This window comes from Nisaea sp. (assembly GCF_017640745.1).
Lineage (GTDB): Bacteria > Pseudomonadota > Alphaproteobacteria > Thalassobaculales > Thalassobaculaceae > Nisaea.
Map to the genome: position 1 here is coordinate 16,188 of NZ_JAEPQA010000008.1, position 25,449 is coordinate 41,636.

Consider the following 25,449-nt stretch of genomic DNA (forward strand, 5'->3'; position numbering starts at 1 on the left):
GCTTATCGGGGGAGTTTTCGGTCATGGCGCACGTTTTGGTTCTCTTTGCGCATCCGAGAACCGATCGTTCCGTCGCCAACACCGCTCTGGTTGCGGCGGCACGGGCCATGGAAGGCGTCGAGCTCATCGATCTCTACGGCGAGTACCCCGATTTCGACATCGATATCGACCGGGAGCAGCAGCGTCTGATCGCGGCGGACTGCGTCGTGCTGCAGCACCCGGTCTACTGGTATTCCTGCCCGGCCCTGATGAAGGAATGGCAGGACCTCGTGCTTGAGTACGATTTCGCCTACGGCTCCGAGGGCACCGCGCTGGTCGACAAGCCGCTGCTGCAGATCGCCACCTGCGGCACCGCGCGCGAGGCCTACCGCAAGAAAGGCAAATACGAGAACGAGCTGCGCACGTTGTTCTCCCCCTTCGAGCAGACGGCAAAATTCTGCGGCATGCGCTATCTCGCTCCCTTCGGGGTCTTTTCCGCCGAGGATGCGGCAGAAGAAGGACGGCTCGACGCCATCGTCGCCGATTACCGGCGCCTCTTGAGCGCCTTGAGAGACGGCACGCTCGACCTGGAGAAGGCCGAAGCCGCGGTGCTCCTGAACGATGCTCTGGACGAGGCGATCGCCTCGGAAGCGGCGGCCGAATAATGGGTTTTTTCCAGGACGCATTCATCTATCTCCTCGCCGCCGTCGTCGCCGTCACCGCCTCGCACCGGCTCGGCCTCGGCTCGGTGCTCGGCTATCTCTTCGCCGGCATCGCGATCGGTCCGGTGCTCGGCTATGTCGGCGGCTCGGAAACGGAGTCGGTGAAGCATTTCGCCGAGTTCGGCGTGGTCATCATGCTGTTCCTGATCGGCCTCGAACTCGAACCCCAGATGATCTGGCGGATGCGCTGGCAGCTTCTCGGGCTTGGCGGGCTCCAGGTGGTCCTGACGACTGCGGCACTCACCGCCGCGGTGATGGCGATCGGGTTCTCCTGGCAGGCCGCGCTCGTCATCGGCATGACGCTGGCCCTCTCCTCGACCGCCATCGTGCTGCAGACGCTGAACGAGAAAGGCTGGATGCGCTCGAGAGGCGGGCAATCCTCGTTCTCCGTCCTGCTCTTCCAGGACATCGCCGTCATCCCGATGCTGGCCATCCTGCCGCTGCTCGCCGTCGGGGCGCCGGTCCCGGTCGACGGGACTGCGGCAGCCGGCGCGCATGGAAACATCCTCGACGGCTTCCCCGGCTGGTTCCAGACGCTCGTCATCGTCGCCACCATCGCCGCGATCATCCTCGCGGGACGGTTCCTCGTCAGGCCGGCCTTCCGCCTGATCGCGGCCGCCCGGATGCGCGAGCTCTTCACCGCCGCCGCCCTGCTGATCGTGGTCTCGACCGCCCTGCTCATGGATCTGGTCGGGGTCTCTGCCGCGCTCGGCGCGTTCCTCGCCGGCGTGGTGCTCTCGACCAGCGAATACCGCCACGCGATCGAGAGCGATATCGACCCGTTCAAGGGCCTGCTGCTCGGTCTCTTCTTCATCTCGGTCGGGGCCGGGATCGATTTCGGCCTGCTGTTCTCCGAGTTCTTCCTGATCATCGGCATCGCGCTCGGGATCATTCTCGTTAAATCGCTGGTGCTCCTCGCGCTCGCCGGGATCTTCCGCCTGCCGTGGCAGGATACCTGGATGTTCGGGCTCGGTCTCGCCCAGTCCGGAGAATTCGCCTTCGTGCTGTTCGGCTTCGCCGGTTCCAGCGGCGCGCTCGCGGGCAGCCTGGTCGAGATCCTGATCCTTGCGGTCTCCTTCACCATGCTGCTGACGCCGCTGCTCTTCATCCTGTTCGAGCGCTATGTCGTTCCAAGGACCGTCAGCTCCGTCTCGCGTCCGGCAGACGAGATCCCGGAACCGGGCACCGTGGTAATCGCCGGCGTCGGCCGTGTCGGCCAGATCATCGCCCGCCTGATGATGGCGGAGGGCTACAAGATCGTCGTCCTCGACCACGACCCTAACCTCGTCGACCGGATGCGGCAGACCGGCGTGCACAGCTATTACGGCGACGCCACCCGGCCCGACCTGCTCGAGGCCGCCGGCCTTGCGGAAGCGCAGGTCTTCGTCGCCGCGCTGGACGACCAGAACCAGCAGACCGCCATGGTCCGCCATGTGGCAGAGCATTATCCGAAATGCCGCATCGTCGCCCGCGCCTACGACCGCCATCACCTCTACGAGCTGGAAAAGGCGGGCGCGCATGCGATCGAGCGTGAAGCCTTCGAGGGCGCCCTCTCCCTCGGCAAGCGCACTTTGCGGGAACTCGGCCTGCACCCCTTCCGGGCGGAGCAGAAGGTCCGTGCCTTCCGCCGCCACGACATGCAGACCGTCGACGTGCTTCGGGACTACTGGACCGGAGGGATGGGCAAGAAATACCTGAACGCGGTGCGCGAGCGGCTCGACGAGCTCATGCAGGTCATGCGCTCGGACAGGATCGCGGGCCGGAACATGCCGGACCGGGAATGGACCCCGCCGCCGGCAGACGACTCCGAACGCTGAAACGGTATTTCTCTTCCTCAGAAGCCTTTTCAGCTTGCCCGAAATAAAATAGAACCAATCTGGTCTCTATTAAATCCACCCACTCAGAGGAATATCCCGTGGAAGCCATCGACCTTCTGCTGACCCGCCGTTCCGTTGTCGTCAAGGACATGGTCGGGCCGGGGCCCGATACGGCGGACCTGGAGAAAATCCTGACCGCCGGGATCCGGGTTCCGGATCACGGGAAGATCGGCCCGTGGCGCATCCAGGTGCTGCACGAAAAAGGTCAGGCAGCGCTCGGCGAGGTGTTCGCCAGCCGTTTCGCGGAGATCTGGGGCGAGGACGCGACCGAGAACATGATCGCCTTCGAGCGTGCCCGCCCGAGCCGCGCGCCGGTTCTCCTCGTTGTCACCGCAAACCTGCATCCGGACCACAAGGTGCCTCTGATCGAGCAACAGATGTCCGGCGGCGCGGTCTGCATGAACCTGCTGAACGCCGCCCACGCGCTCGGCTATGCTGCCCAGTGGCTCACCGAATGGCCGGCCTTCGACGCGGGCGTCAAGGAGGCTCTCGGCCACGCGCCGGAAACCGACATCATCGGCTTCATCTATATCGGCAGCGCCGCCGCGGCACCCCAGGAACGGGTGCGGCCCGACCTCGCGACCGTGGTCTCCGAGTGGACCGGAGCGTGAGCGATCTCAGTATCCGCACGGCTGAACCGGCTGACATCCCGCGCATCGCAGAGATCTACAGGGATGCCCGGCTGCTGGCCTATGGCGGCATCGTTCCCGACGCGGACGTGATCGCAAGCGCCGCTCCGGACCGACCGAAATGGCAGGAGCTGCTCGCCGATCCTGACGTTTCCTTCTTCGTCGCCGAGCGCGGCGGCCAGATCGTCGCGATGGCGATCATGGAGGGAACCAAGCTCGAATCCCTGCATGTCGACCCGGCAGCGCATGGCGGCGGCATCGGCCGCAGCTTCCTCGCCTTCTGCCGCCAGCATGCCGGCCCGGGCATGGAGCTCTATTGCCTCGCCGGCAACGACCGGGCAATCGGGTTCTACCGAAAGGCCGGGATGCGGCAGGCGGAGGATGTCGATCAGGTCATCTTCGGCAATGTCTACCCCGCCCACCGTTTCGTCTACGAGGACTGACCGGACGGCTTGAGTGCCCGGCGGAGCGCCGCGATATGGGCGCAGCCGATCCCGCAGCAGCCGCCGACGATGGCCGCGCCCAGCTCCCGCCAGCGCCGCGCCCATTCGGCATAGGCAGCGGGATCGAGGTCGTGGCGGATCTCGTCGACCCCGTCATTGGCCGGCACCTCGTCGGCGGGCTTCGTGAAGGCGTTCGCATAGACTCCGACCCGGACACCGTCCGGAACCGCGGCAACGGCCGCCCGCAACGCCGCCTCCATCACTTCGGGCGCGCTGCAGTTGAACAGCACCGCCTCCGCACCTTCCGCCACGGCAGCCTCGACCGCCGCGCGGACAGGCTCGCCGGAGCGCAGCTTCGGCGCCTGCGGATCCGGATTGTCGTCGTGCAGCGTGTAGGACACCCAGAGCGGTTTCGGCGCCGCAGAGGACGCCTTTGCCGCCGCTTTCATCTCCTCGATGCTGCTCGTCGTCTCGATCAGCCAGAGATCGGCATGCGGCGCGAGGCCGGCGACGATCGTCCCGAGCAGGGCGGGCGCACGGGCCGCATCGAAATCCTGCGGCAGGTAGGACCCGAAGACCGGCGGAATCGATCCCGCGACGCGGATTCCCTTCCTACGGTCCGCGGCCGACCGCGCCAACCGTCCCGACAGTTCGATCAGCCGGCGTCCGTCGGCGGCGAACCGTTCCTCCCCGATATGAAAGGGAACGACCGCATAATTGTTGGTCGTGATCACCTCGGCACCGGCCTCGATGAATTCGGCATGAACGCGCTCGACGATATCGGGCGTTTCGAACAGCGCGAGCGCCGACCATTCGGGCTGGCGGAACGGCGCGCCGAGCCGTTCCAGCTCGCGCGACATCCCGCCGTCGAGGATAACCATGTCCTCCTGCATCATGGGTAGTCTCCGCTGTCGTCGTATCGGACTGATCGGCCTTTCCGGCGCAGTCACCCGCGGCACGGCACCCATCCCGATAAGCCTATTGCCGGAAACCCGCAAGACGCTTACCACTCGACCGAACGAAGCTGATCTCCCGGGAGGAAAAATGACCAAATTCGGAAAGCTGCTCTGCTCCGGCCTGCTCGCCGCCGCGATCGTGTCGCCGGCCTTCTTCGCGCCGGAGGCCACGGCCGAAACCCGCGTGACCTACAAGTCCGCGAAATCGACCTCGTCCTATTACCAGATGGCGGTGCAGGTCGCCGAAGCGGTCAAGAAGGCGACCGGCGGCAACATGGTGCTGACCGTCGAGGAAAGCCAGGGCTCGGTGCAGAACGTCAAGGAAGCGGCACGCCGCCCGGGCAACTACGTCTTCACCACCCCGCCGGCGCTGGTCAAGCTGGCGATGGGCAACCAGAAGATGTTCGAGGGTGACGGCGATTATTCCGGCATCCGCGCGCTGTTCCCGATCCCGTCGCTGACCATGCATTTCGTCGTCCGCGCCGACAGCGGCGTCGAGAGCTTCGAAGGCCTCGACGGGAAGAGCTTCATCATCGGCAAGGGCAGCTTCGGCGCCAAGGAAGCGGCGGCGAACTTCGAGCAGTTCGGCCTGACAGGCAAGATCCAGCTGGTCGACGCGGAACTGAACTCCGCCGTCCCGGCCCTGAAGAACCGCCAGGTCGACGGTTTCGCCACCGCCGGATCCTACCCGGCGCCGAACGTGATCGAGGCCGCGGCGGGTACCGAGGTGCGCCTGCTTTCCATGACGGACGAGCAGGTCAAGATGACCAAGCGCACCAAGCTGGTGATACCGGCCGGGACCTATCCGGGCGTCGATTACGACGTCACCACCACCTCGCTGCCGGTGGTCGCCTACAGCACCACCAACATGAGCGACGACGATGCCTATGCCCTGACCAAGGCCTTCTGGGAAGCCAAGGCGGACATGAGCAAGAGCGCCAAATGGTGGAACGGCGTGAAGCCGGAAATGCTGGCCAACGTGATCGGCAAGCTGCATCCGGGCGCCGCGCGCTACTACGCCGAAGCCGGCATCGCGGTTCCCGACGCGATCAAGTAACACAATGGCGGAAGGCGCCCCGGCGCCTTCCGCCAACCGCCCCACCCGACCGGGTCCCCAGCAAATGTCCATGCCTGCAGACGACCGGAGCGCCGCGCCGCGCATCGCGACCGGCATCGTCACCCTGCTTGCCTTCCTCTCGGTCGGCTTTCACGTCACCCTGATCTTCACAGGCTTGCTGCCGAACCTCGTCGTGCGGCCGCTGCACCTCGCGCTCGCGCTGCCCTGGGTCTTCGTGATCGGCGCGCGCGGCAGCCTGTTCGAGCGGGCAAGCGGCTGGCTCTGCGCCGCAGCCGGCATCGCGATCTGCCTCTATATCGCGCTCCACGCGGACGCGCTCGGCGACCAGTACGGCTATACCGAGGGCTGGGTGCAGCGCCTCGGCGGCATCCTGATCCTCCTGATGGTTCTGGAAATGGCCCGCCGCGCGGTCAAGCTGGCGCTCCCGTCGCTGGCGGTGATAGCTCTGCTCTATGGCCTCTTCGGCCAGCATCTGCCGGGAGAGTTCGGCCATCCGGGCCTGCCGTTCGACAGCCTGCTCGGGACGCTGACCATCGCCGAAGGCGGGCTCTGGGGACCGCTCACCGGCGTCTCCGTCAACGTCGTCGCCGTCTTCATCGTGCTCGGCGCCGTGGTCGGCGCGGGGCACGGCGGCACCGGCTTCATGAATGTCGCGACACGGCTCGCCGGGCGCCTCAAGGGCGGCGCGGCGAAAGTCTCGGTCCTGGCTTCGGCCCTCTTCGGCTCGATCAGCGGCTCCGCCTCGGCCAACGTCGCCTCGACCGGCGCATTCACCATCCCGACCATGAAGCGGCTCGGCTATCCGCGCTCGCTCGCCGCCGCGGTCGAGGCCGTCGCCTCCTCCGGCGGACAGATCATGCCGCCGCTGATGGGTGCCGGTGCCTTCGTCATGGTCGAGCTGCTCTCGACCACCTACGATGTGATCGTTGCCGCCGCGATCCTGCCCGCCATCCTGTTCTTCCTCGCCGTCTGGTTCGGCATCGACTGGTTCGCCGCGCGCAACGGTCTGCGGCCGATGGACGCCTCGGAGATCCCGGACCGGCGTGCCGTGCTGACCACGCTGCCGTTCTTCGCCATCCCCTTCGGCGCCCTGCTGATCGTGCTCTTCGGCACCGGCTACACGCCGCAATATGCCGCCGGCATCGCGATCTTCGCCGCCACCGCCATGCTGCCGCTCAACACCGACGGGTTCGCCGGGCTCCGCGTCACGTGGGAGCGCGTCACCAGCGCCAGCATCGACGCCGCCCGGCAGATCGCCATGATCGCCTCGATCATCCTCTGCGCCGGGATCATCATCGGCGTGCTGAACATGACCGGGCTCGGCGTCAAGGTGACCTCGGCCATCCTCTCCTTCTCCGGCGGCCAGCTCTGGGCGGCGCTTCTGCTGACCGCGCTCGCCTGCCTGATCCTCGGCATGGAAGTGCCGACGACGGCGGCCTATGTGATCTGCATCTCGGTCGCAGGCCCGGCGCTGCAGGAACTCGGCCTGCCGCCGCTGACGGCGCATCTCTTCGTCTTCTGGTACGCCCTGCTCTCGACCATCACACCGCCGGTCTGCGGCACCGTCTTCATCGCCGCCGGGATGGCGGACGCGCCCTGGCTGAAGGTCGCCGGCCATTCCATGCGGCTCGGCATCGGGCTCTACATCGTCCCGCTCGGCATCGTCGCGAACCCGGCGCTGATCGCCCTGACCGAGACGCCGCTCTTCGCCCTAGGCGCGTTCGTCAAGCTCGGGGCCGGCCTTGCGCTGATGAGCTGGGGGCTCGTGAACATCAAGACCGGCCTCCGCGCCTTGCTGGCATTCGCGGCAGGCGTCGCGGTGGTCTTCGCCTTCGGTATCTGATCTAGTCTCGTCACCGTCCAAGCACACGGAGCGTTTCCCATGTCCTCGATCGTCGTGAAATCCGCCATCTACGGAGACATGTTCGGCACCGCCGACATGCGCGGCCTCTTCGCCGACAGCACCATTCTCGGCCTCTATCTCGACGTCGAGACCGCTCTGGCGCGGGCACAGGCGAAACTTGGCCTGATCCCGGAAAAGGCCGCGCAGGCGATCACGGAAGCCGCGGATGTCGACAGGATCGACATGGAACGGCTCTCCTCCCGCACCCAGATCGTCGGCTACCCGATCCTGCCGCTGGTCGAACAGCTCTCGAACTGGGCGCCGGACGGGCTCGGGCAGTATTGCCACTGGGGCGCGACAACGCAGGACATCATGGACACTGCCGACGTGCTGCAGGTCCGTGCCGGGCTCGACATCGTCGAGGAGTTCCTGGAGCGGATCGCGACCGCGCTGGCGAAACTCGCCGAGGCCCATGCGGAAACCCCGATGGCCGGGCGCACCCACCTGCAGCATGCGCTGCCCGTCAGCTTCGGCTTCAAGGCGGCGACCTGGCTCTCCGCCATCGACCGCCACCTGCAACGGCTGAAGGAGCTGCGTCCCCGGGTCGAGGTGGTGCAGTTCTCCGGCGCCGCCGGGACCCTCGCCTCGCTCTCCGGCAACGGACTGGCGACCCAGGCGGCGCTGGCAGAGGAGCTCGGCCTCGGCGTGCCGGACATCACCTGGCACACGATCCGCGACGGCCTCGCCGAGGTCACCGGCTTCCTCGCGCTCGTCACCGGCATCATCGGCAAGATCGGCTACGACATCATGCTGATGATGCAGACGGAAACGGGCGAGGTGCTGGAGCCCTTCGTCGCCGGGCGCGGCGCCTCCTCGACCATGCCGCAGAAACGCAACCCGATCTCCTCGGAGATGATGCTCGCCTCCTCCAAGATCGTACGCGAGCAGCACAGCGCCATGCTCGATGCGATGGTGCAGGATCATGAGCGCGCGACGGGCCAGTGGCATGTCGAGTGGCACGCCCTGCCGACCGCCTTCATCGTCGCCTCCGGCGGACTCGCCGCGGCGGCGGAAGTACTCGAAGGCCTCGAAGTGCGCCCGGACGCCATGCGCAAGGTGCTCGACACCACCAAGGGCCTGATTGTCGCCGAAGCTGTGATGATGGGCCTCGCCCCGCATATCGGCCGACAGGTCGCCCACGACGTGGTCTACGATTGCTGTCGCAAGGCGCTCGCCGGAGAGGCGATGTTCCTCGACGCACTGATGGAGGAGAAGGCGATCTCCGATACGCTCGACCGCGGCACGGTCGAGGCGCTGACGAAGCCGGAGAACTACCTCGGCGAGGCGCCGGAAATGGTGCGCCGCCTGCTGCTGAAACGGCGCGGCTGAGGCTCAGGCGTTCTCGAACAGGTTCCGGCCGGTCCGGTCGGAACCGCGCATCAGGAACACCTTCTGTTTCGACTGGTCGCGGATCTTCTGCGCCTCCGCCTTCTCTTTCGCGAGATCTCGGTCGAACAGGCTCGTCGTCGGCATGAAGCGCATGGTCATGCCGCGCCGCGGCTTGTCGGAATGGTTCGCCTCCGAGCCGTGCAGCAGATAAACATCGTGCAGCGAGATCTGCCCGGGCTCCAGCACCAGATCGACCGCTTCGGCCTCGTCATAGGTCGAGGGATCGAGTTCCTGGTTCAGCGTGACGTCCGTCGCGTCGGTCCGGTTGTGCGCCTTCAGCCGCTGGTCCTTGTGCGAGCCGCGGATGAATTTAAGGCAGCCGTTCTCCGGCGTCGCCGCATCCACCGCGAGCCAGACCGTGCAGGTCGCGAGCGGGCGGATCGGCCAGTATTCACCGTCCTGGTGCCAGGGCGTACGCTTGCCGCCATGGGCCGGCTTGGCGAAGAAGCTCATGTTCCAGAGCGCGATGTCGGGACCGATGACCTGAGAGATCATGTCGAGGATCTCCGGATCCTCGGCGAACTCCCGGAAGGCCGGCTCGTAATCCAGCAGAGCGTTGCAGTAGTCCCTGAATTCCGGATGGCGTTCCAGCAAGGCGCTGTGAAGCTGCTTGATCCGCTCCAGCTTGTCCGGCGAGAGCCGGAAATCCGGGATGACATAGCCATCCTCGTGGTAACGGTCGACCTGATCCGCGGTCAGCATGGCATCCTCCCCTGATACCTTTTTTCCGCAGCTTAGCGCGCGCCGCCATGCTTGTCCCGGCGCGCGGAATGGTGGAGAGTCTGCAGGGTTCGAGTGGGGGAACTTAAACAATGACGATTGATCGTGGCGAAGCGCTCCGGACGCGCCTCGCAGCCTTGAAGGTGGTGCCGGTGATCCGGACACCGACCGCAGATCTCGCGATCCGCGCCTGCGAATGGCTGCTGGACGCGGGCATGCAGACGCTGGAGCTGACCTTCACGACGCCAGATGCGCACCGCGTGATCGAGACCTTCGCCCGCACCGCGCCGAACGCCCTGATCGGTGCCGGCACGGTGCGCACGGCGGAACAGGCGAAAGCGGCGGCCGATGCCGGTGCCGCTTTCCTGGTTTCGCCGGGCGCCGCCGCCGGGGTCTCCGAAGCCGCCAAGGCGTTCGGCATTCCCTATCTGCCCGGCGCTGCCACGCCGAGCGAGGTCGAGGCACGCTGGGCAGAAGGGGCAACGGTGGTGAAGATCTTTCCGGCCAGGGAATGCGGAGGGCCCGGCTTCCTGAAGGCGGTGAAATCGGTCTATCCGGAGATCCCCCTCATGCCTACCGGCGGCGTCTCTCCCGAAACCGCGAAATCCTATCTCGAGGCAGGTGCGCTCTGCCTCGGCATGGGCGGCGAGCTGGTCTCGATCGCGGCCCTGAAGGCGAACGATCCCGCCCCGATCCGCGACGCCGTCGCCCGCGCTTTCGCCGCGGTCGCCTCATGAGCTCCTATCCGGACCTGCTCTGCCTCGGCGAGCCGATGCTGGAATTCAACCAGCAGCCGGACGGACGCTATCTCGCCGGCCACGGCGGCGACACCTCGAACGCAGCCATCGCGGCGGCCCGGCAGGGTGCTTCGGTCGGCTATCTCACTCGCATCGGGCGCGATCCCTTCGGCGAGAGCTTCCGGCAACTCTGGCAGGACGAAGGCATCGACATGCGCGGCGTCGAACTCACCGAGGATGGGCATACCGGGATCTATTTCGTCACCCACGGCCCCGCAGGGCACCAGTTCAGCTATTTCCGCGCCGGTTCCGCGGCCAGCCGCATGACTCCGGATTTCCTGCCACGCGAGATGATCCGCAGGGCGAAGATCCTGCACATGTCTGGAATAAGCCAGGCGATCTCCGCGAGCGCCGCCGACACCGTCTTCGCCGCCATCGCACTGGCGAAAGACGCCGGCGCGAAAGTCTCCTTCGACCCCAACCTGCGCCTGAAGCTCTGGCCGCTGGGCCGCGCCCGCGCGGTGATCCACGCGGCGATGGCCGAGGCTGACATCGCCCTGCCGGGGCTCGATGACGCGGAGGCCCTGACCGGCCGGAACGATCCCGATGCGATCGCGGATTTCTATCTCGAGCTCGGTGCCGGGATCGTCGCGCTGACGCTCGGCGCCGAAGGCTGTCTCGTCGCCACGGCAGACGAGCGGCAGCGGATCCCGGGACGCCCGGTCGCGGCGAGAGACGCGACCGGCGCGGGCGATACCTTCGACGGCAGCTTCCTCGCGGAGTACCTAAGCACCGGCGATCCTTTCCGCGCAGCGCTCTACGCCAACGCAGCGGCGGCGCTCGCAACCCAGGGATATGGCGCCGTCGAGCCGATGCCGCGGCGCGAGAAGGTCGAGGCCCTGCTCGACCAGCACTGAAACTTGTATAGACGATTAGGTCTACACGGCGCGGGTCCGCTTCCGCTACACTCTGATCCGATCACGCCCGCTTTGCGTTTGTTGATCGATACGCATCACGGATCATAGGCATGCAAAGCGACAGCACAGCGCCCGAAGCGCCTCCCGGACGGACGCTGCTTCTCGGCGGCCCACGTCACCCGCCCGTTCTCCCGCCGGTCCAGCTTTTCCTGGTCTCGCTCGCGCTGGCCTGCGTCGCGGCCCTACTCGGCTATCTGAACGGAACGCCTGAAGACGCTGTCCTCGCCGCCGCCGTCGCGCTGCTTGGCGGATACATGGCGGCCAATATCGGCGCCAACGACGTCGCCAATTCCGTCGCGCCGCTGGTTGGCGCGCGCGCCCTGCCCCTCGGCACCGCGTTGCTGCTCGCGGCCGGAGCCGAGATCGCCGGCGCCCTTTTCGCCGGTGACCATATCGTCGGCCGCATCGCCTTCCGGATCGTCGACCCGGAACAGGTGCGCGATCCGGTCGGCTTCGTGTACGGCATGGCAGCGGCGCTCGCCGGCGCAGCGCTCTGGGTCAATGCGGCGAATTTCATCCGGGCGCCGATTTCCACCACCCATGCGGTCATCGGCGGCATCGTCGGCGTCGGACTCTTCGCGCTCGGCGCCAGCGCCATCGCCTGGGGCGAGATTGCCGCCATCACGCTCGGCTGGTTCGTCTCGCCGGTGACGAGCGCGCTCGCCGCGATCGCCATCCTGGCTTTCCTTCAGCGCGAACTGCTGGACGTCCAGAACAAGGTCCGCGCCGCGCGGACCTGGATCCCGATCCTCGTCGCGGCGATGGCCGCGCTGTTTTCGTTCTTCCTCATAAACAAGGGGCTGGTGAATGTCTGGCACCCGACCACGCCCGTTCTGGCGACCACGGTCCTTGCGGCCTTTGTCGGCACTCTGGTTCTGGCCGGCCCCTATATCCGCCGCGCGTCGATGGGGCTCGCGAACCGCGCCCAGACCGTACGCAAGCTGTTCCGCGTGCCGCTCATCGCCGCCGGCGGCTTCCTCGCCTTCGCCCACGGCGCCAACGACATCGCCAATATCGCCGGGCCGGTCACCGCGATCCTGCATGTCCAGGCGACCGCGGACCTAGACCTTGCACCGGACATTCCGTTCTGGGTCTTCCTGCTCGGCGCGCTCGGGCTCGCGGCCGGTCTGACGCTTTTCGGCGGCGGCATGGTCCGGATGGTCGCGACACGCATCACCAAGATCAACCCGGTTCGCGCCTACGCCGTCGCCATGGCGACGGCGGCGACAGTAACCGCCGCCTCCTGGATCGGCCTGCCCGTCAGCACCACCCAGATCGCTGTCGGCGCGATCTTCGGCATCGGTTTCTACCGCGAGTTCCGCGCCCGCAAGGAGCAGGAGATCAAGGAGAATGCGGAACCGAAACGGCCGAGGCGCCTGATCCGCCGCGGCGACGCCCTGCGCATCGTCGTCGCCTGGACCATAACCTTCCCCGCATCAGCTATGATTTCAGGTCTGCTCTACTGGCTGATTGTTCACGTTCTCTGACCGCCCGCACCTTGCCGGGACGGGCGTTTCTGTCGATCATGTCTGCAGTCCTTCCTGCCGCGCGTCCCGGAGTTCCCAGACCATGCTGCCCAAAGTCCTTCTGATCGGCCACCTCTACCACCCCGATGGAGAGGCGCATCTCGCGTCGCGCGCGGACCTGACGGTGCTGCCGAAGCCGGAACGGGCGGAGCTGCTCGAAGCCGCGCGGACCGCGCAGGCGATCAGCCCGCGCTATCCGAACCTTACCGACGCCGAGGTTATCGACGCTGCCGAGGACCTGGTCATCATCCATACCTCCGGACGCGGCACAGATGCAGTCGATGTCGAAGCGGCGACCCGGCGCGGCGTGGTGGTCTGCAACAATCCGGGCTTCGGCAAGGTCCCTGTCTCGGAGCACGCGCTCTTCATGCTGCTCGGCCTCTCGCGGCACGGACGGGAGCACGATGCGATGATGCGTGCGGGGAAAGGCTGGCAGGAGCGACTGCAGAAGCACAACACGATCCGGGACCTGCAGGACGGCGTGCTCGGGATCGTCGGGCTCGGACAGATCGGCACCGAGATGGCCAGGAAATGCGCTGCCGCCTTCAACATGACGGTGCTGGCCTACGACCCCTATGTGTCGGAGGAGCATGCCGCCAGCGTCGGCGCCACGCTCTGCCCGACGCTGGAAGAGGTGCTGTCGCGTGCCGACTATGTCTCGGTCCATGCCGAACTCAACGACGAGACCCGGCACATGTTCAACGAGACGACGATCCGGCAGATGCAGCCGCATGCCTGCCTCGTGAACACAGCGCGTGGCAAGATCGTCTCCCAGGACGCCCTCCTGAAGGCACTGACCGAGGGCTGGATCCGCGCCGCTGCGCTGGATGTCTACGAGGTCGAGCCGGTCGGTTCGGACAATCCGCTGCTTGCGCTGGACAATCTTCTGCTCTCTCCGCATGTCGGCGGGCTGACACAGAGCTTCATGTCCGGCAGCGCCATGGCGGTGGCGACCAAGATGCTCCAGGCACTCTCCGGAGAGCGCCCGGAAGACATCGTGAACCCGGAAGCCTGGGAGCCGGCGAAACAGCGCGCCATGAGACTGCTCTCCGGCGGCTGACCCCAACTATTCGGCGGGCTGCTCCTCGGCCTCGGCGATGTCCGGGATGTGTTTCGCTTCGGACATTTCCTTCTCCAGCTTGCCGGCCGCATCCGCCCGGGCGGAGGAGAGCCGGGCAAGCACGACATAGAGAACCGGCGTCAGATAGAGCGTGAAGACCGCCGCCAGGCCCAGACCGCCAAACACAACCCAGCCGATCGCGCTTCGCGCCTCGGCGCCGGGACCGGAGCTGAGGATCAACGGCAGGCCGCCGAGGACGGTCGAGACCATGGTCATGGCGATCGGACGCAGGCGGACCAGTGCGGCGCGCTCCGCCGCCTGCCGGACGGAGAAACCGCGATCGCGCAGCTGGTCGGCGAACTCGACCATGAGAATGCCGTTCTTCGCCATCAGCCCGATCATCATCACGAGACCGATCTGGCTGTAGATATTTACCGAGGTGCCTGTCAGCAGCAGGGCATAGATCGCGGCAGCGATTCCGAAGGGAACGGTCAGCACCACGATGGCGGCGCTGGTCACGCTCTCGAACTGGGCGATCAGGACGAGGAAGACAACGATGATCGCGATGCCGTAGGTGATCGCGACCTCGTGGCTGGTCTCCTCCAGCGCTTCCGCCTCGCCGAGCAGGATCAGGCTGACGTCGCCGGGCAGGATCTCGTCGGCGAGCGCTTCTATATCGCGGACGGCGTCGCCAAGTGCCATGCCCGGCTTCAGGTCCGCGTCGATCTCCACCGCACGGCGCTGGACATGACGGTCGAGTTCCGCCGCGACGCCCTCTTCCTTCAGGGTGACGAGGCTGGAGATCGGGATCAGCTTTCCCCTGTCGGTGCGGACATAGAGATTGATCAGGTCGGTCGGATCGTTGATCGCCCCGCCGATCGCCTCCAGCCGGATCGGGATCGTCTCGTCGCGCACGTTCAGGTCGGCGACTTCGAGCCCGTCGATATTGACCTGCAGCACATCGGCCAGATCGTCGAGATTGACCCCGAGGTCCGAGGCCCGACGCCGGTCGATATTGACGGAGAGCTGCGGCTGGGTCGGCTGGTAGGAGATCCGGACATCGGACAGGTTCGGCAGGCGGTCCTCGATCGCCCGCGCCAGCTGTTTCGAAACCTCGAAGAGGCGCAGATAGTCGTTGCCGACCAGTGCGACCTCGACACCGCCGCCGGCGGACCGCAGGTTGAGGCTGTTCGGGCTGTAGACCCGCATCCGCATGCCGGGGATCTGGTTCAGTTTGCGCCGGATCTCCGACATGATTTCCTGCTGCGAGCGCGTGCGCTCTTCCCACGGCGCGAGCGGGGCAGAGATATAGACCCGGTTCAGGTCCCAGCGTCCGACAACAGTGTAGACCGAGGTGATTTCGCCGCTCTCGACATAAGGCTGCAGCACCGCCTCCATCAGGTCGGCCTGCTTGTTGCTGTATTCGAGGCCGACACCGTCCGGACCGGTGCCCATGATGTAGATCCGGCCCCGGTCTTCGGAGGGCAGCAGTTCCTGGTCGAGCGCCTTGAAGGTGAACCATGCACCGGCGGCGATCCCGAGAGACACCGCGATGACGATGACCGGAACGGACAGGGTCGCCCTGAGCGTGGCCCCGTAGAGCCGCGCCAACATGTCACCGATCCGTCCCATGAAGGTGCGCAGCCCGAGCCTGTCCTCCCCTCTCGCGGCAAGCCGGGCCGAAAGAGCGGGCACGAGGGTGAGGGCGACGAAGGACGAGATCAGTACCGCGATGGCGAGCACGAAACCGAATTCGCGGAACAGCCGCCCCGCCGTACTGGGCAGAAAGGAAATCGGCACGAAGACGGAAATCAGGGTCGCGGTGGTCGCGACGACGGCGAAGAACACCTGGCGGGTGCCGAGCACCGCCGCAGCACGGCCGCCGAGCCCCTGGGCCCGCCGTCGCTGGATGTTCTCCAGCACGACGATGCTGTCGTCGACGATCAGGCCGGTCGCAAGGACGAGGGCGAGCAGAGTCAGGATGTTGATCGAGAAGCCGAAGGCCCAGATCGCCGCGACGGAACCGATCAGCGCCACCGGAATGGCGATGCAAGGCACCAGGGTCGCCGCCGGCGACCCGAGAAAGACCCAGAGCGTGACGATCACGATGAGCACCGCCAGCAGCAGGGTGAACAGGACCTCAGAGACCGAGCCTTCGATGAACAGCGCATCGTCGGAGGTGACCATCACCTCGATCGTATCGAAGCGCTTGTTGAGGGCGGCGACCGCCTTGTGGACGGCCTTCGAGATCTCGATCGTGTTGGACTGCGCCTGCCGCACGATGCCGAGACCGATCGTCTCCTCACCATTGACGCGGACGAGGCTCTCCGGATCTTCCGGTCCAAAGAAGACCTGCGCCACGTCGCCGACACGGACGGCACCGCGGATGATGATATCCTCGACCTCCTTCGCCGATTCCACCGTTGCGTTGGCGCGTACCAGCAATTCCTGGTCGAGCGATGCGAAGCTGCCGGCCGGAATGTCGAAGGGCGCGTTCTCCAGCGCCCCGATGACATCGGCGATGGAGAGCGCGAAGGCGCTCAGACGCATCGGATCGAGCACCACGCGCAGCAGCCGCGCGCGTTCGCCGTAGAGGTTCACGTCGGCCACGCCGTCGATCGAGATCAGTTCCGGAATCACGTCGTTCTCGACGATCCGGGTCAGATCGTCATCCCTCAGACCATGTCCGGAGACCGCGAGCTGCATGATCGGGCTGGCATCCGCATCGGCCTTGATCACCGTCAGCTGCTCGACATTCTCCGGCAGTTCCCGCTGTACCCGGCTGACCGCCTCGCGCACGTCAGAGGCCGCGACGTCGAGATCGGCGGAGGGGCTGAATTCGGCATGCAGGCGGAAATTGTTCTCCTCGCTGGAGGAGCGGATGCGCTGCACCCCGTTGACCCGGGCGACCGCGCCCTCGACGAGGCTGGTCACCTCGCTGTCCATGGTCTCCGGGGAGGCGCCGTCGAGGATGCCCCGCACCGAGACGATCGGCCGGTCCACGTTCGGCAGCTCGCGCACCTCGACCGCCAGAATGGCGGCGACGCCGGCAAGCGCGATCAGCAGGTTCAGCACCAGCGCCAGCCACGGACGCCGGACACTGAGAGACGGGAGATCGTTCTCGGAACCGCCGCCGCCGGGAATCATGATGTGGTCGCGTCCTTGTGCGCCTTGACCGGAGCTCGGTCCGGGCCGTTATCGGGAAGGATCTCGACCTTGGTGCCCTGACGCATACGGTGCAGCCCCTGGGTCACGACTTTATCGCCTTCGGAGAAGCCCGCATCTACGAGGACTGTCGCGCCCTGCCGCTGCACGATCGAGACCGGCAGGCGCCGGGCGGTTCCGTCGGAGACGGCCCAGACGAAGGACCCGTCGCCGCCCCACTGGATCGCGACTTCGGGAATGCTGGCACGGGTCTGCCCCTCGACATCCAGCGTCACGCGGAAGCTCATGCCGGGCCGGAGACTGTCATCCGGGTTGGGAATGCGGGCGCGGACCACGAAGGTCCGGGTCTCCTCGTCGATCCGGCTGCCGATATCGTAGATCACGCCGCCTTCGATCGGCGCGGTGTCGCCGGTCCATAGCGCGAGCCTGACCGGATCGCCGACCTTGAGCCTGCCGAGCAGCCCCTCCGGCACTTCGAAGCGGACCAGGAGCGTCGAGCGGTCGTCGAGCACGGCGATTTCCGTGTTGGTATCGACCCGGTCGCCGATCTCGATATCGGTCATGCCGATCCGTCCCGAGAAAGGCGCGAGCAGGAAGCGGTCCTGCAGCGCGATCTCGGCCTGCTCCAGATCGATCTTCGCCGCGTCGAGCGCAGTGATCGCATCGTCGAGTGCGGCCTGTGTCGAGGCGCCGCTGCCGCGCAGCTTGCTTAAGCGTTCCGCGACCCGCTGGGCCGCCTCGAGCCGGACCCGCGCCAGCTCGACCGCCAGGGTTTCGCTCTTGCGCTCAAGCTCGAGCAGCACCTGCCCCTTGGAAACCTCGCCGTCGGTCTTGAGCGCGGTCGCGGTGACGCGTCCGTTGGCCACCGTGTGGAGTCGCGCCGACTGATAGGCGCGGGCCGTGCCCACCGCCTCGGTCCGCAGGCGCTCCTTCACGAATTCAACATCCGCCACCACGACGGCCGCGGCCTGCTCCCGCTTATTGCCGGAGGACGCCTCGCCCGCCTCGTTCGTCAAACCGAAATACGGCCCGAGATAAGTCCATCCGCCGACCAGCAGGACGGCGGCAAAGACCACCACAAGCAATTGACGCCAGATACTCATCGGCACGGCCCCGCACAAACTTCCGCTAAGAGTGGAAACGTTTGAAAGAGTGTAATCCGTCGCGGTTTAAAGTCTATCGGACGAAAAAATATTCGTGGAAAACCTTCGGGGCGCCGAAACCTGCGCGATCGTTACGCCGGGCGCGGCTGGATCGGCGGCTGGACATCGTCCGGGATCGGGCAACGATACGGCGTCTTCGCGGTCTTCGCGGCGTGATCCGCCTTGGCCGCTGCCATCAGCTCCGCGTCGCGCAGCAGGTCGACGGCGGTGCCCGCCATGACCTTGGCCGCATAAATCATTCCCTTGTGCGCCGCCGGCGCCATGCCCTGCGCCGTCATCTGCCAGGAATGACCCGGCGTGCCGATCGCCTGGGTCGCGACCCGCGCCTCGATCGTCGGCACCACCCAGCTGACGTCCGACACGTCGGTCGACCCCGGCATGGAGACGCCCTTGACCTCGAGCGGCACGATGAAGTCGCAGAGCGGCGTGTTCTCGCGCTCCTCGACCCCGGCCTTGCGGTATTCGTTGGCGATGTCCTGTTCGGTCAGGGTCGCCTGGATCTCGGCCGCGTATTTCCGGTCCTCGGCGTCGAACGGCACCGGCCCCAGGCGCTGCATGTTCTCGTAGAGCGCCTTCTCGAGCGGCGCGTTGGCGAGCATGTTCGAGACCGCGCTGACGATTTTCCAGGTCATCTTGGTCTCGGTCATCAAAGCCGCGCCTTCGGCGACCTTCTTCACCCGCTCGACCAGTTCCCGCATGCCGGCAAGATCGCGCGCCCGTACGGCGTGGCGCACCTTGGCGAAACCCTGCACCACGTTCGGCGCGACGCCGCCGCCGTCGAGCATCGCGTAGTGGATGCGCGCGTCGGACGGCATGTGCTCGCGCATGTAGTTGACGCCGATATTCATCAGCTCCACCGCGTCGAGCGCGCTGCGGCCGAGATGCGGCGCGCTGGAAGCGTGGCTGGAACGGCCGTGGAAGGAGAAGTCGATCCGCGTGTTGGCGAGCGAGTTGGCGAGCCCGACACGGGTGACACCGGCCGGGTGCCAGGTGACCGCCGCATCAACATCGTCGAAGGCGCCGGCGCGGACCATGAAGCCCTTCGCCGCCCCACCCTCTTCCGCCGGACAGCCGTAATAGCGCACGCGGCCGGGGGTGCCAGTCTTCTCCAGCCAGTCCTTCAGGCCGGCGGCGGCGAGCAAAGCGGCGGAACCGAGCAGATTGTGGCCGCAACCGTGGCCATGCCCGCCGGGCTCGACCTCTTTAGGCTCGGCGATATTGGCGACCTGGCTGAGGCCGGGCAGCGCATCGTACTCGCCGAGCACGGCGATCACCGGACCGCCCTCGCCCGCCTCGCCCATCACCGCCGTGGGGATGCCACCGACGTTCTCCGTCACGCGGAAGCCGTACTGCTCCAGCATCTTCCGGTGCTCCTCGACGGAGCGGTATTCGGTATAGGCGATCTCGGGCATGCCCCAGATCCGGTCCGACAGGCCGATGAAATCCTCGCGGTGCTCGTCGACAAGATCCCAGATCAGTTCGGCATTCGACATGGCGCTCTCTCTCCTGGACGCATTTTCTGACCGGCGCGGAAAAGGCGGGAACACGGAGGCCGCGCGGGGTGAGTAGGAAGGGCGGAAACGATGCGCCCGGCGATATGGGCGGTCAAGCGCAACGGGTCCGTCCCGGCCGGGAAGAGCGTCGTTCCCCGGGCGCGCTAATTTTACACGTTCCCACTTTGTTCCGAGTGCTAGAGTGCCCGCCTTGGTTTCGGGAGGCCGCAGAGATGCAAACACGCGAACAGAAATTCGAACGCTTCAAGGCCCTGCATGAACGGGACAGCGCATTTGTCATGCCGAACCCGTGGGATGCAGGAACCACGCGCCTGCTCGCCCATTGCGGCTTCGAGGCGCTGGCGACGACCAGCGCCGGTTACGCCTTCGCCGTCGGCAAGCGCGATTCCTTCGCCGGTCTCACCCGTGAAGAACTGCTGGAGAACGCGCGGATGATCGTCGAGGCGACCGACCTTCCGGTTTCGGCGGATCTGGAGGACGGTTTCGGCGCCGCGCCCGAAGCCTGCGCCGAAACCATCCGGCTCGCCTGCGAGGCGGGTCTGGTCGGCGGATCGATAGAAGATGCGACCGGAGACGACGACCGGCCGATCTTCGAAGTCGAGGAGGCTGCCGACCGTATCCGCGCGGCAACGGAAGCCGCGGCGGGACGATCGTTTCTTCTCACCGCGCGGGCCGAGAACTATTTCTGCGGCCGGCCCGGGCTCGGCGAGACGATCAAACGCCTTCAGGCCTATTCCGAGGCCGGCGCCGACGTGCTCTACGCCCCCGGCCTGCCGGGCCTGGAAGCGATCCGAACGGTCTGCCGCGAAGTCGACAAACCGGTGAACGTCCTGATGGGGCTGCAGGGCGCGACCTATACCGTCGCCGAGCTTTCGGAGGCCGGCGCCCGCCGGATCAGCGTCGGCGGATCCTTCGCCCGGGCGGCGCTCGGCGCGCTGAAAAGAGCCGCCGAGGAAGTGCTGCAGCGGGGAACCTTCACCTACGCGGCGGACGCCATTCCGAACCAGGAGATCACCGAACTCATGTCCGCGGAAAAGCGCTGACCAAGAGGCCGGAGGCGGCGGCGGATCAGATCTGCGGCACGGTTTCGGAAAGCAGGCCGCCGAGCCGTACCGGCGCGGCTGCCGTCGCAAGGCCGGTTGCATCGTCGCTGACCACCAGCAGGCCAGCGACCGTCGCCGGTCCGTCGGCAGGCTCGAGACGCGCACGCGCGGTCTTCGAGAGGAAGCGCTCCAACGGAGCCTCCTTCTTCATCCCGATCACGCTGTCGTAGCAGCCGCACATGCCGGCATCGGTCATGTAGGCGGTGCCTCCGGGCAGCACCATGTGATCCGCGGTCGGGATATGGGTGTGGGTACCGACGACCGCGCTCGCCCGGCCGTCGAGGAAATGTCCGAGCGCCAGTTTCTCTGACGTCGCCTCGCCGTGCATGTCGATGAAGATGAAGTCGGCGCCATAGCCGAGCGGACATTCCTCGACGATCTTCTCCGCGGCGAGGAAAGGGCATTCGGCGCTGTCCATGAACAGGCGCAGGGCGATATTGGCGACCAGCACGTGGCGGCCGTCCTGCGTCGCGTAGAGACCGCTGCCCTTGCCGTTCGTCTCCGGCGGATAGTTGGCCGGGCGCAGCAGGCGCGGCTCGGCGTCGAAATAGGTCAGGATCTCGCGCTTGTCGAAGGCATGGTTGCCCGTGGTGACGACATCGGCGCCGGCATCGAACAAAGCCTCGGCAATTTCCGGCGTGATGCCGAAGCCGCCGGCGGAATTCTCGCCGTTGACGATGACGAAATCCACCGCGAGCTGCTCGCGCAGTTCCGGAAGACGGTCCTGCACCGCCTCGCGCCCGGCGCGGCCCACGACATCTCCGAGAAAAAGTACGCGCAAGGTTCAGGCCTTTCCGAAATGGGTGACGCGGGCTTCGGTCAGCAAAGCGTCGAGCTGCTGGTCCGTCGCCTCGCGCGGGACCGCGGCGACGCGCTGTGCTTCATAGGCGAGGCCGATCGCGCGGACGGAGCTGGAGACCCGCAGTTTCTCGAGAGTCCGGTCATAGAACCCGCCGCCATAGCCGAGACGGTAGCCCGCCTCGTCAAAAGCCAGCATCGGGACGAGCAGGGTGTCCGGCTCGAGTTCCGGCGCGCCGATATCGGGCACCAGACCACCGAGGCCGTGCTTGACCAGATGCGCGCCCGGGCCCCAGAGCCGGAAGGCGAGCGGTGCGGCCTTCCGCACGACCACCGGCAGCACGATCCGGTGTCCCTTCGCATGCAGCGCGAGCATCAGAGGGCGCGGGTCGATCTCGGAGCGGAACGGCCAGTAGGCGGCGACAATGGAAGCCGGGGCAAGTTCGAAGCTTGTGAGGAAGCTGTCGCGGATGATTTCGCCCGCACAGTCCGAAAGCGCGGCATGCGCCTGCTGCCGGCGCTCCTCGATCGTCTTTCGCAAGGCCGCCTTTTCGGCGTCGATGCGGTCAGTCGATGTCGTGGCGTTCGGCGCGGGATTCGGCAATGGCCGTCTTTCGTCTGGAATAAAACTGGACGGCGCCGCCACGACCGTTGGCCGAGATAATCCTCTGTGGCCTGCAAAGCAGGTGGGCGCCGCATACCGGAACCACGGTCCCGGCAGAGACAGCTCCCGAAGGATCGTTTATAGCCCCAGGGATTGTGAGGCCTGACGCATCGCGCAGCTACCGTCCGAGGACATATCTAGGCGCGTTCAAGCTGGTCTGCAATGCTCTCGATTCGTCCGGCCATCGCATTCAGCGCGGCGGCGATCTTCTCCTCGCTCTCGCCGATCGGGCTCGCCCCGTTCTCGGACGCCATCTCGGCTTCGATCTCGCGCAGGTCGACAAGCTCGTCCGCGATCAGCAGCGAGGCCATGACGAGAAGGCGCGTGTCGCCGATCTGGCCGATCTGCTCGACCAGGTCCTTCACATGGGAATCCACCATGGCGGCGAGACTGGCGATCCGGCTCTCCTGCCCATCCTCGCAGGCGATGCGGTAGTTCTTGCCGTTGATGGTAATCTCGACCTGGGCCACCGGCTTATCCTTCCAGCACGAATTTCAGGCGGCCGATGGTCTTGTCCAGCTTCTCGCTGACCTCATCGGTGACCTTGGAGAGTTCGGCATATTCCTTCTTCGCCGCGTCGAGCTCCGCCTGAAGTTCGGCAGAACGGGAGCTGAGTTCGAGGGCCTTGTGCGCGGCATCGTCGAGCCGTTCGATCGCGGCTTCGAGGCGTGCGGCGGCGGAATCGAGTCGGGACATCCGGTCCTGTCCTTAAAAAACGCTTGATTTTCGGGCGTCCCGCGCCCGGCGGCGGAAGCATACAAACTGCAATATCAAGGCGTCAACGCGCGGCCTCGGCGGACCGCATCATCCGCCACCAACTCCGGAGTTGACTGCACGGGGGCAGGACGGCATTTTCACCCCGCCTTTCCGGGGTAGAGACCACCTTGTGCGCCCGCCCCGTTCATCAGATGCGGCCTCCCGTCCGGACCGGTCCGGGGAAGGGCGCCGCCGAACAGAATTGACGCCCATGAACACGACATCTTCTGCTGCAAGCGACGGTTCGGGAAGCGCCGTTTCGCACGACATGCTCGCGAACGCGATCCGCGCGCTTTCGATGGACGCGGTGGAGAAGGCCAAGTCCGGCCATCCCGGCATGCCGATGGGCATGGCCGACGTGGCCACCGTGCTGTTCTCGGAATTCCTGAACTACGATCCCAAGGCACCGGACTGGGCGGACCGCGACCGTTTCATCCTCTCCGCCGGCCACGGCTCGATGCTGATCTACTCGCTGCTGCATCTGACCGGCTATGACGACGTCACGCTCGACGAGATCAAGAATTTCCGACAGCTCGGGTCGAAGACCCCGGGCCATCCGGAATTCGGCCATACGCAGGGCGTCGAGACCACCACCGGCCCGCTCGGACAGGGCTTCGCCAATGCCGTCGGCATGGCGCTCGCCGAGCGCATGACCAATGCCCGCTTCGGCGACGACCTGGTCGACCATTACACCTACGTGATCGCCGGCGACGGCTGCCTGATGGAAGGCATCAGCCACGAGGCCGCCTCGATGGCCGGCCACCTGAAGCTCGGCAAGCTGATCGTGCTGTTCGACGATAACGGCATCTCGATCGACGGTTCGACCGACCTCTCGGTCTCCGACGACCAGCTGATGCGCTTCGAGGCCTACGGCTGGGACACCAGCCGGGTCGACGGCCACGATGCGGAAGCGATTTCCGCTGCGATCGAGGCCGCGCGGGCAGACGACCGCCCGTCCCTGATCGCCTGCCGCACCAAGATCGGTTTCGGTGCGCCGACCAAGGAAGGCAAGTCCTCCTCCCACGGCGCCCCGCTCGGTGCGGACGAGATCGCCGGCGCCCGCGAAAATCTCGGCTGGAGCGCAGGTCCGTTCGAAATCCCGGCCGAGGTGCTGGACGCCTGGCGCGCCATCGGCGCGGAGCGAGCCGGCGCGCATGTCGCCTGGACCGCGCGCTATGACAGCGCCGATGCGGCGACCCGCAAGGCGTTCGACGCGGCGATGTCCGGCAAGCTGCCGGAAGGCGCCGAAGAGGCGATCAAGGACCTGATTGCGAAACACGCCGCGGAAAAGCCGAAACTTGCCACCCGCGTCGCCTCGCAGAAGGCGCTGGAAGCGCTGCAGCCTGCGATCCCGGAACTGGTCGGCGGCTCGGCCGATCTCACCGGCTCGAACAATACGAAGGTCGGCGGCCAGGACGCGGTGAAGGCCGGCGACTACAGCGGACACTACATCTATTACGGCGTGCGCGAGCATGCGATGGCCGCCGCGATGAACGGCATGGCGCTGCATGGCGGGCTGATCCCCTATGGCGGCACCTTCCTCGTCTTCACCGACTATTGCCGCCCGTCGATCCGCCTCTCCGCGCTGATGGGGCTCCGCGTCATCTATGTCATGACGCACGATTCCATCGGCCTCGGCGAGGACGGTCCGACGCACCAGCCGGTCGAGCATGTCGCCGCGCTGCGCGCCATCCCGAACCTCAACGTGTTCCGCCCGGCGGACGCGATCGAGACGGCGGAATGCTGGCTCGCCGCGCTGCAGGACGAGCACCGGCCGTCGATCCTCGCGCTGACCCGCCAGGGCCTGCCGACGGTGCGGGACGGCGACACGTCGGAAAACCTCTCCGCCAAGGGCGGCTACGTCCTGGCAGACGCCTCGGGCGCCCGCAAGGTGACAATCCTCGCCACCGGTTCCGAGGTCGAGATCGCGCTCGCCGCGAAGGCCGCGCTCGACGCCGACGGCATCGCCACCGCCGTCGTCTCCATGCCCTCGATCGAGCGCTTCACCGCGCAGGACGCCGCCTACCGCAAGCAGGTGCTCGGCGCCAGCAGCCTCATGGTCGCGGTCGAGGCCGGTATCCGGCAGAGCTGGGACGGGCTGATCGGGCTCGACGGCATTTTCGTCGGCATGAACTCATTCGGCGCGTCCGCGCCTTACGACGACCTCTACAAGCATTTCGGCATCACCAGCGATGCCATTGTGGCCGAGGTCAAGAAGCGTCTGGGATGATCCCACCATCGCCGCCCCCGACGGGGCGGCGTTTTTGTACGAGCGTGAAAGTCAGGAGGA

22 protein-coding genes and 1 other RNA gene are annotated in these 25,449 nt (G+C 66.4%); 13 read left to right on the forward strand and 10 right to left on the reverse strand.

Features of this window, described 5'->3' with window-relative positions; all coding sequences use genetic code 11:
* Nucleotides 1-23: 23 nt before the first annotated feature.
* The 4 genes from JJ959_RS07570 to JJ959_RS07585 all read left to right on the forward strand — a co-directional run bounded on the left by JJ959_RS07570 (nt 24) and on the right by JJ959_RS07585 (nt 3,650).
* Nucleotides 24-644 (forward strand): NAD(P)H-dependent oxidoreductase, encoded by a 621-nt coding sequence (locus JJ959_RS07570; protein ID WP_292881637.1) that lies wholly within the window; start codon nt 24-26, stop codon nt 642-644.
* On the forward strand, nt 644-2,518 hold the full coding sequence (locus JJ959_RS07575; RefSeq protein WP_292881639.1) for a monovalent cation:proton antiporter-2 (CPA2) family protein: 1,875 nt from the start codon (nt 644-646) through the stop codon (nt 2,516-2,518). Before JJ959_RS07570 ends, JJ959_RS07575 begins: the two co-directional genes overlap by 1 nt.
* A 98-nt stretch (nt 2,519-2,616) precedes the next feature.
* Nucleotides 2,617-3,189 carry a nitroreductase gene (locus tag JJ959_RS07580; RefSeq protein ID WP_292881641.1) on the forward strand — a complete coding sequence of 191 codons (573 nt, stop codon included), beginning with the start codon at nt 2,617-2,619 and terminating at the stop codon, nt 3,187-3,189.
* Nucleotides 3,186-3,650 (forward strand): GNAT family N-acetyltransferase, encoded by a 465-nt coding sequence (locus JJ959_RS07585; protein ID WP_292881643.1) that lies wholly within the window; start codon nt 3,186-3,188, stop codon nt 3,648-3,650. The genes JJ959_RS07580 and JJ959_RS07585 overlap by 4 nt, the downstream gene beginning before the upstream one ends.
* Here JJ959_RS07585 and JJ959_RS07590 read toward each other — a convergent pair.
* Complete coding sequence (locus tag JJ959_RS07590) at nt 3,638-4,546, reverse strand: homocysteine S-methyltransferase family protein (protein ID WP_292881646.1); 909 nt, start codon at nt 4,544-4,546, stop codon at nt 3,638-3,640. The genes JJ959_RS07585 and JJ959_RS07590 overlap by 13 nt on opposite strands.
* Before the next feature lie 148 nt (nt 4,547-4,694).
* On the opposite strand from JJ959_RS07590, the gene JJ959_RS07595 reads away from it, so the two are divergent.
* The 3 genes from JJ959_RS07595 to JJ959_RS07605 all read left to right on the forward strand — a co-directional run bounded on the left by JJ959_RS07595 (nt 4,695) and on the right by JJ959_RS07605 (nt 8,916).
* Nucleotides 4,695-5,663 (forward strand): TAXI family TRAP transporter solute-binding subunit, encoded by a 969-nt coding sequence (locus JJ959_RS07595; RefSeq protein ID WP_292881648.1) that lies wholly within the window; start codon nt 4,695-4,697, stop codon nt 5,661-5,663.
* 64 nt (nt 5,664-5,727) lie between these two features.
* Nucleotides 5,728-7,527 carry a TRAP transporter fused permease subunit gene (locus JJ959_RS07600; protein WP_292881650.1) on the forward strand — a complete coding sequence of 600 codons (1,800 nt, stop codon included), beginning with the start codon at nt 5,728-5,730 and terminating at the stop codon, nt 7,525-7,527.
* A 39-nt stretch (nt 7,528-7,566) separates the two neighbouring features.
* Nucleotides 7,567-8,916: an adenylosuccinate lyase family protein gene (locus JJ959_RS07605; protein ID WP_292881653.1), complete on the forward strand. Its 1,350-nt coding sequence runs from the start codon at nt 7,567-7,569 to the stop codon at nt 8,914-8,916.
* Nucleotides 8,917-8,919: 3 nt separating this feature from the next.
* On the opposite strand, the gene JJ959_RS07610 is transcribed toward JJ959_RS07605, so the two are convergent.
* Nucleotides 8,920-9,678: a phytanoyl-CoA dioxygenase family protein gene (locus tag JJ959_RS07610; protein ID WP_292881655.1), complete on the reverse strand. Its 759-nt coding sequence runs from the start codon at nt 9,676-9,678 to the stop codon at nt 8,920-8,922.
* Between the two features lie 110 nt (nt 9,679-9,788).
* Here JJ959_RS07610 and JJ959_RS07615 point away from each other — a divergent pair, with 110 nt between their 5' ends.
* From JJ959_RS07615 to JJ959_RS07630, 4 genes are all read left to right on the forward strand, one after another.
* Nucleotides 9,789-10,433 (forward strand): bifunctional 4-hydroxy-2-oxoglutarate aldolase/2-dehydro-3-deoxy-phosphogluconate aldolase, encoded by a 645-nt coding sequence (locus JJ959_RS07615; RefSeq protein WP_292881657.1) that lies wholly within the window; start codon nt 9,789-9,791, stop codon nt 10,431-10,433.
* Nucleotides 10,430-11,350 (forward strand): sugar kinase, encoded by a 921-nt coding sequence (locus tag JJ959_RS07620; protein ID WP_292881659.1) that lies wholly within the window; start codon nt 10,430-10,432, stop codon nt 11,348-11,350. Before JJ959_RS07615 ends, JJ959_RS07620 begins: the two co-directional genes overlap by 4 nt.
* Nucleotides 11,351-11,460: 110 nt before the next feature.
* Nucleotides 11,461-12,897 (forward strand): inorganic phosphate transporter, encoded by a 1,437-nt coding sequence (locus JJ959_RS07625; RefSeq protein WP_292881661.1) that lies wholly within the window; start codon nt 11,461-11,463, stop codon nt 12,895-12,897.
* A gap of 82 nt (nt 12,898-12,979) precedes the next feature.
* Nucleotides 12,980-13,996: a hydroxyacid dehydrogenase gene (locus JJ959_RS07630; RefSeq protein ID WP_292881662.1), complete on the forward strand. Its 1,017-nt coding sequence runs from the start codon at nt 12,980-12,982 to the stop codon at nt 13,994-13,996.
* Between the two features lie 6 nt (nt 13,997-14,002).
* Here JJ959_RS07630 and JJ959_RS07635 read toward each other — a convergent pair whose 3' ends face one another.
* The 3 genes from JJ959_RS07635 to JJ959_RS07645 all read right to left on the reverse strand — a co-directional run bounded on the left by JJ959_RS07635 (nt 14,003) and on the right by JJ959_RS07645 (nt 19,817).
* Nucleotides 14,003-17,143 carry an efflux RND transporter permease subunit gene (locus JJ959_RS07635; protein WP_292881663.1) on the reverse strand — a complete coding sequence of 1,047 codons (3,141 nt, stop codon included), beginning with the start codon at nt 17,141-17,143 and terminating at the stop codon, nt 14,003-14,005.
* Nucleotides 17,140-18,264, reverse strand: coding sequence for an efflux RND transporter periplasmic adaptor subunit (locus JJ959_RS07640; RefSeq protein WP_292881665.1), 1,125 nt, complete (start codon nt 18,262-18,264; stop codon nt 17,140-17,142). Before JJ959_RS07640 ends, JJ959_RS07635 begins: the two co-directional genes overlap by 4 nt.
* Nucleotides 18,265-18,395: 131 nt before the next feature.
* Nucleotides 18,396-19,817 carry a M20 family metallopeptidase gene (locus JJ959_RS07645; RefSeq protein ID WP_292881669.1) on the reverse strand — a complete coding sequence of 474 codons (1,422 nt, stop codon included), beginning with the start codon at nt 19,815-19,817 and terminating at the stop codon, nt 18,396-18,398.
* A gap of 233 nt (nt 19,818-20,050) precedes the next feature.
* Here JJ959_RS07645 and JJ959_RS07650 point away from each other — a divergent pair, with 233 nt between their 5' ends.
* Complete coding sequence (locus JJ959_RS07650) at nt 20,051-20,881, forward strand: isocitrate lyase/phosphoenolpyruvate mutase family protein (protein ID WP_292881671.1); 831 nt, start codon at nt 20,051-20,053, stop codon at nt 20,879-20,881.
* 25 nt (nt 20,882-20,906) lie between these two features.
* On the opposite strand, the gene JJ959_RS07655 is transcribed toward JJ959_RS07650, so the two are convergent.
* The 5 genes from JJ959_RS07655 to JJ959_RS07675 all read right to left on the reverse strand — a co-directional run bounded on the left by JJ959_RS07655 (nt 20,907) and on the right by JJ959_RS07675 (nt 23,099).
* Nucleotides 20,907-21,722: a TIGR00282 family metallophosphoesterase gene (locus JJ959_RS07655; RefSeq protein WP_292881672.1), complete on the reverse strand. Its 816-nt coding sequence runs from the start codon at nt 21,720-21,722 to the stop codon at nt 20,907-20,909.
* 3 nt (nt 21,723-21,725) lie between these two features.
* Nucleotides 21,726-22,343, reverse strand: coding sequence for a 5-formyltetrahydrofolate cyclo-ligase (locus JJ959_RS07660; RefSeq protein WP_292881674.1), 618 nt, complete (start codon nt 22,341-22,343; stop codon nt 21,726-21,728).
* Between the two features lie 28 nt (nt 22,344-22,371).
* A non-coding RNA gene (gene ssrS, locus JJ959_RS07665) (6S RNA) lies at nt 22,372-22,527 on the reverse strand.
* Between the two features lie 13 nt (nt 22,528-22,540).
* Nucleotides 22,541-22,873, reverse strand: coding sequence for a cell division protein ZapA (locus JJ959_RS07670; protein ID WP_292881676.1), 333 nt, complete (start codon nt 22,871-22,873; stop codon nt 22,541-22,543).
* A gap of 4 nt (nt 22,874-22,877) precedes the next feature.
* Nucleotides 22,878-23,099 (reverse strand): hypothetical protein, encoded by a 222-nt coding sequence (locus JJ959_RS07675; RefSeq protein ID WP_292881679.1) that lies wholly within the window; start codon nt 23,097-23,099, stop codon nt 22,878-22,880.
* A gap of 271 nt (nt 23,100-23,370) precedes the next feature.
* Between JJ959_RS07675 and tkt the strand changes: the two genes are divergently transcribed.
* Entirely contained in the window at nt 23,371-25,389 is a 2,019-nt protein-coding gene (gene tkt, locus JJ959_RS07680; RefSeq protein ID WP_292881682.1) for a transketolase, read from the forward strand.
* Nucleotides 25,390-25,449: the final 60 nt, after the last annotated feature.

Bases quoted from the DNA above. Each gene is read 5' to 3' on its own strand.
- JJ959_RS07615 (WP_292881657.1), top strand. From the start codon at position 9,789: ATGACGATTGATCGTGGCGAAGCGCTCCGGACGCGCCTCGCAGCCTTG.
- JJ959_RS07595 (WP_292881648.1), top strand. From the start codon at position 4,695: ATGACCAAATTCGGAAAGCTGCTCTGCTCCGGCCTGCTCGCCGCCGCG.
- JJ959_RS07610 (WP_292881655.1), bottom strand. From the start codon at position 9,678: ATGCTGACCGCGGATCAGGTCGACCGTTACCACGAGGATGGCTATGTC.
- JJ959_RS07675 (WP_292881679.1), bottom strand. From the start codon at position 23,099: ATGTCCCGACTCGATTCCGCCGCCGCACGCCTCGAAGCCGCGATCGAA.
- JJ959_RS07605 (WP_292881653.1), top strand. From the start codon at position 7,567: ATGTCCTCGATCGTCGTGAAATCCGCCATCTACGGAGACATGTTCGGC.
- JJ959_RS07645 (WP_292881669.1), bottom strand. From the start codon at position 19,817: ATGTCGAATGCCGAACTGATCTGGGATCTTGTCGACGAGCACCGCGAG.
- JJ959_RS07635 (WP_292881663.1), bottom strand. From the start codon at position 17,143: ATGATTCCCGGCGGCGGCGGTTCCGAGAACGATCTCCCGTCTCTCAGT.
- JJ959_RS07620 (WP_292881659.1), top strand. From the start codon at position 10,430: ATGAGCTCCTATCCGGACCTGCTCTGCCTCGGCGAGCCGATGCTGGAA.
- JJ959_RS07570 (WP_292881637.1), top strand. From the start codon at position 24: ATGGCGCACGTTTTGGTTCTCTTTGCGCATCCGAGAACCGATCGTTCC.
- JJ959_RS07625 (WP_292881661.1), top strand. From the start codon at position 11,461: ATGCAAAGCGACAGCACAGCGCCCGAAGCGCCTCCCGGACGGACGCTG.
- JJ959_RS07600 (WP_292881650.1), top strand. From the start codon at position 5,728: ATGTCCATGCCTGCAGACGACCGGAGCGCCGCGCCGCGCATCGCGACC.
- JJ959_RS07650 (WP_292881671.1), top strand. From the start codon at position 20,051: ATGCAAACACGCGAACAGAAATTCGAACGCTTCAAGGCCCTGCATGAA.
- JJ959_RS07575 (WP_292881639.1), top strand. From the start codon at position 644: ATGGGTTTTTTCCAGGACGCATTCATCTATCTCCTCGCCGCCGTCGTC.
- JJ959_RS07590 (WP_292881646.1), bottom strand. From the start codon at position 4,546: ATGATGCAGGAGGACATGGTTATCCTCGACGGCGGGATGTCGCGCGAG.
- JJ959_RS07630 (WP_292881662.1), top strand. From the start codon at position 12,980: ATGCTGCCCAAAGTCCTTCTGATCGGCCACCTCTACCACCCCGATGGA.
- tkt (WP_292881682.1), top strand. From the start codon at position 23,371: ATGAACACGACATCTTCTGCTGCAAGCGACGGTTCGGGAAGCGCCGTT.
- JJ959_RS07640 (WP_292881665.1), bottom strand. From the start codon at position 18,264: ATGAGTATCTGGCGTCAATTGCTTGTGGTGGTCTTTGCCGCCGTCCTG.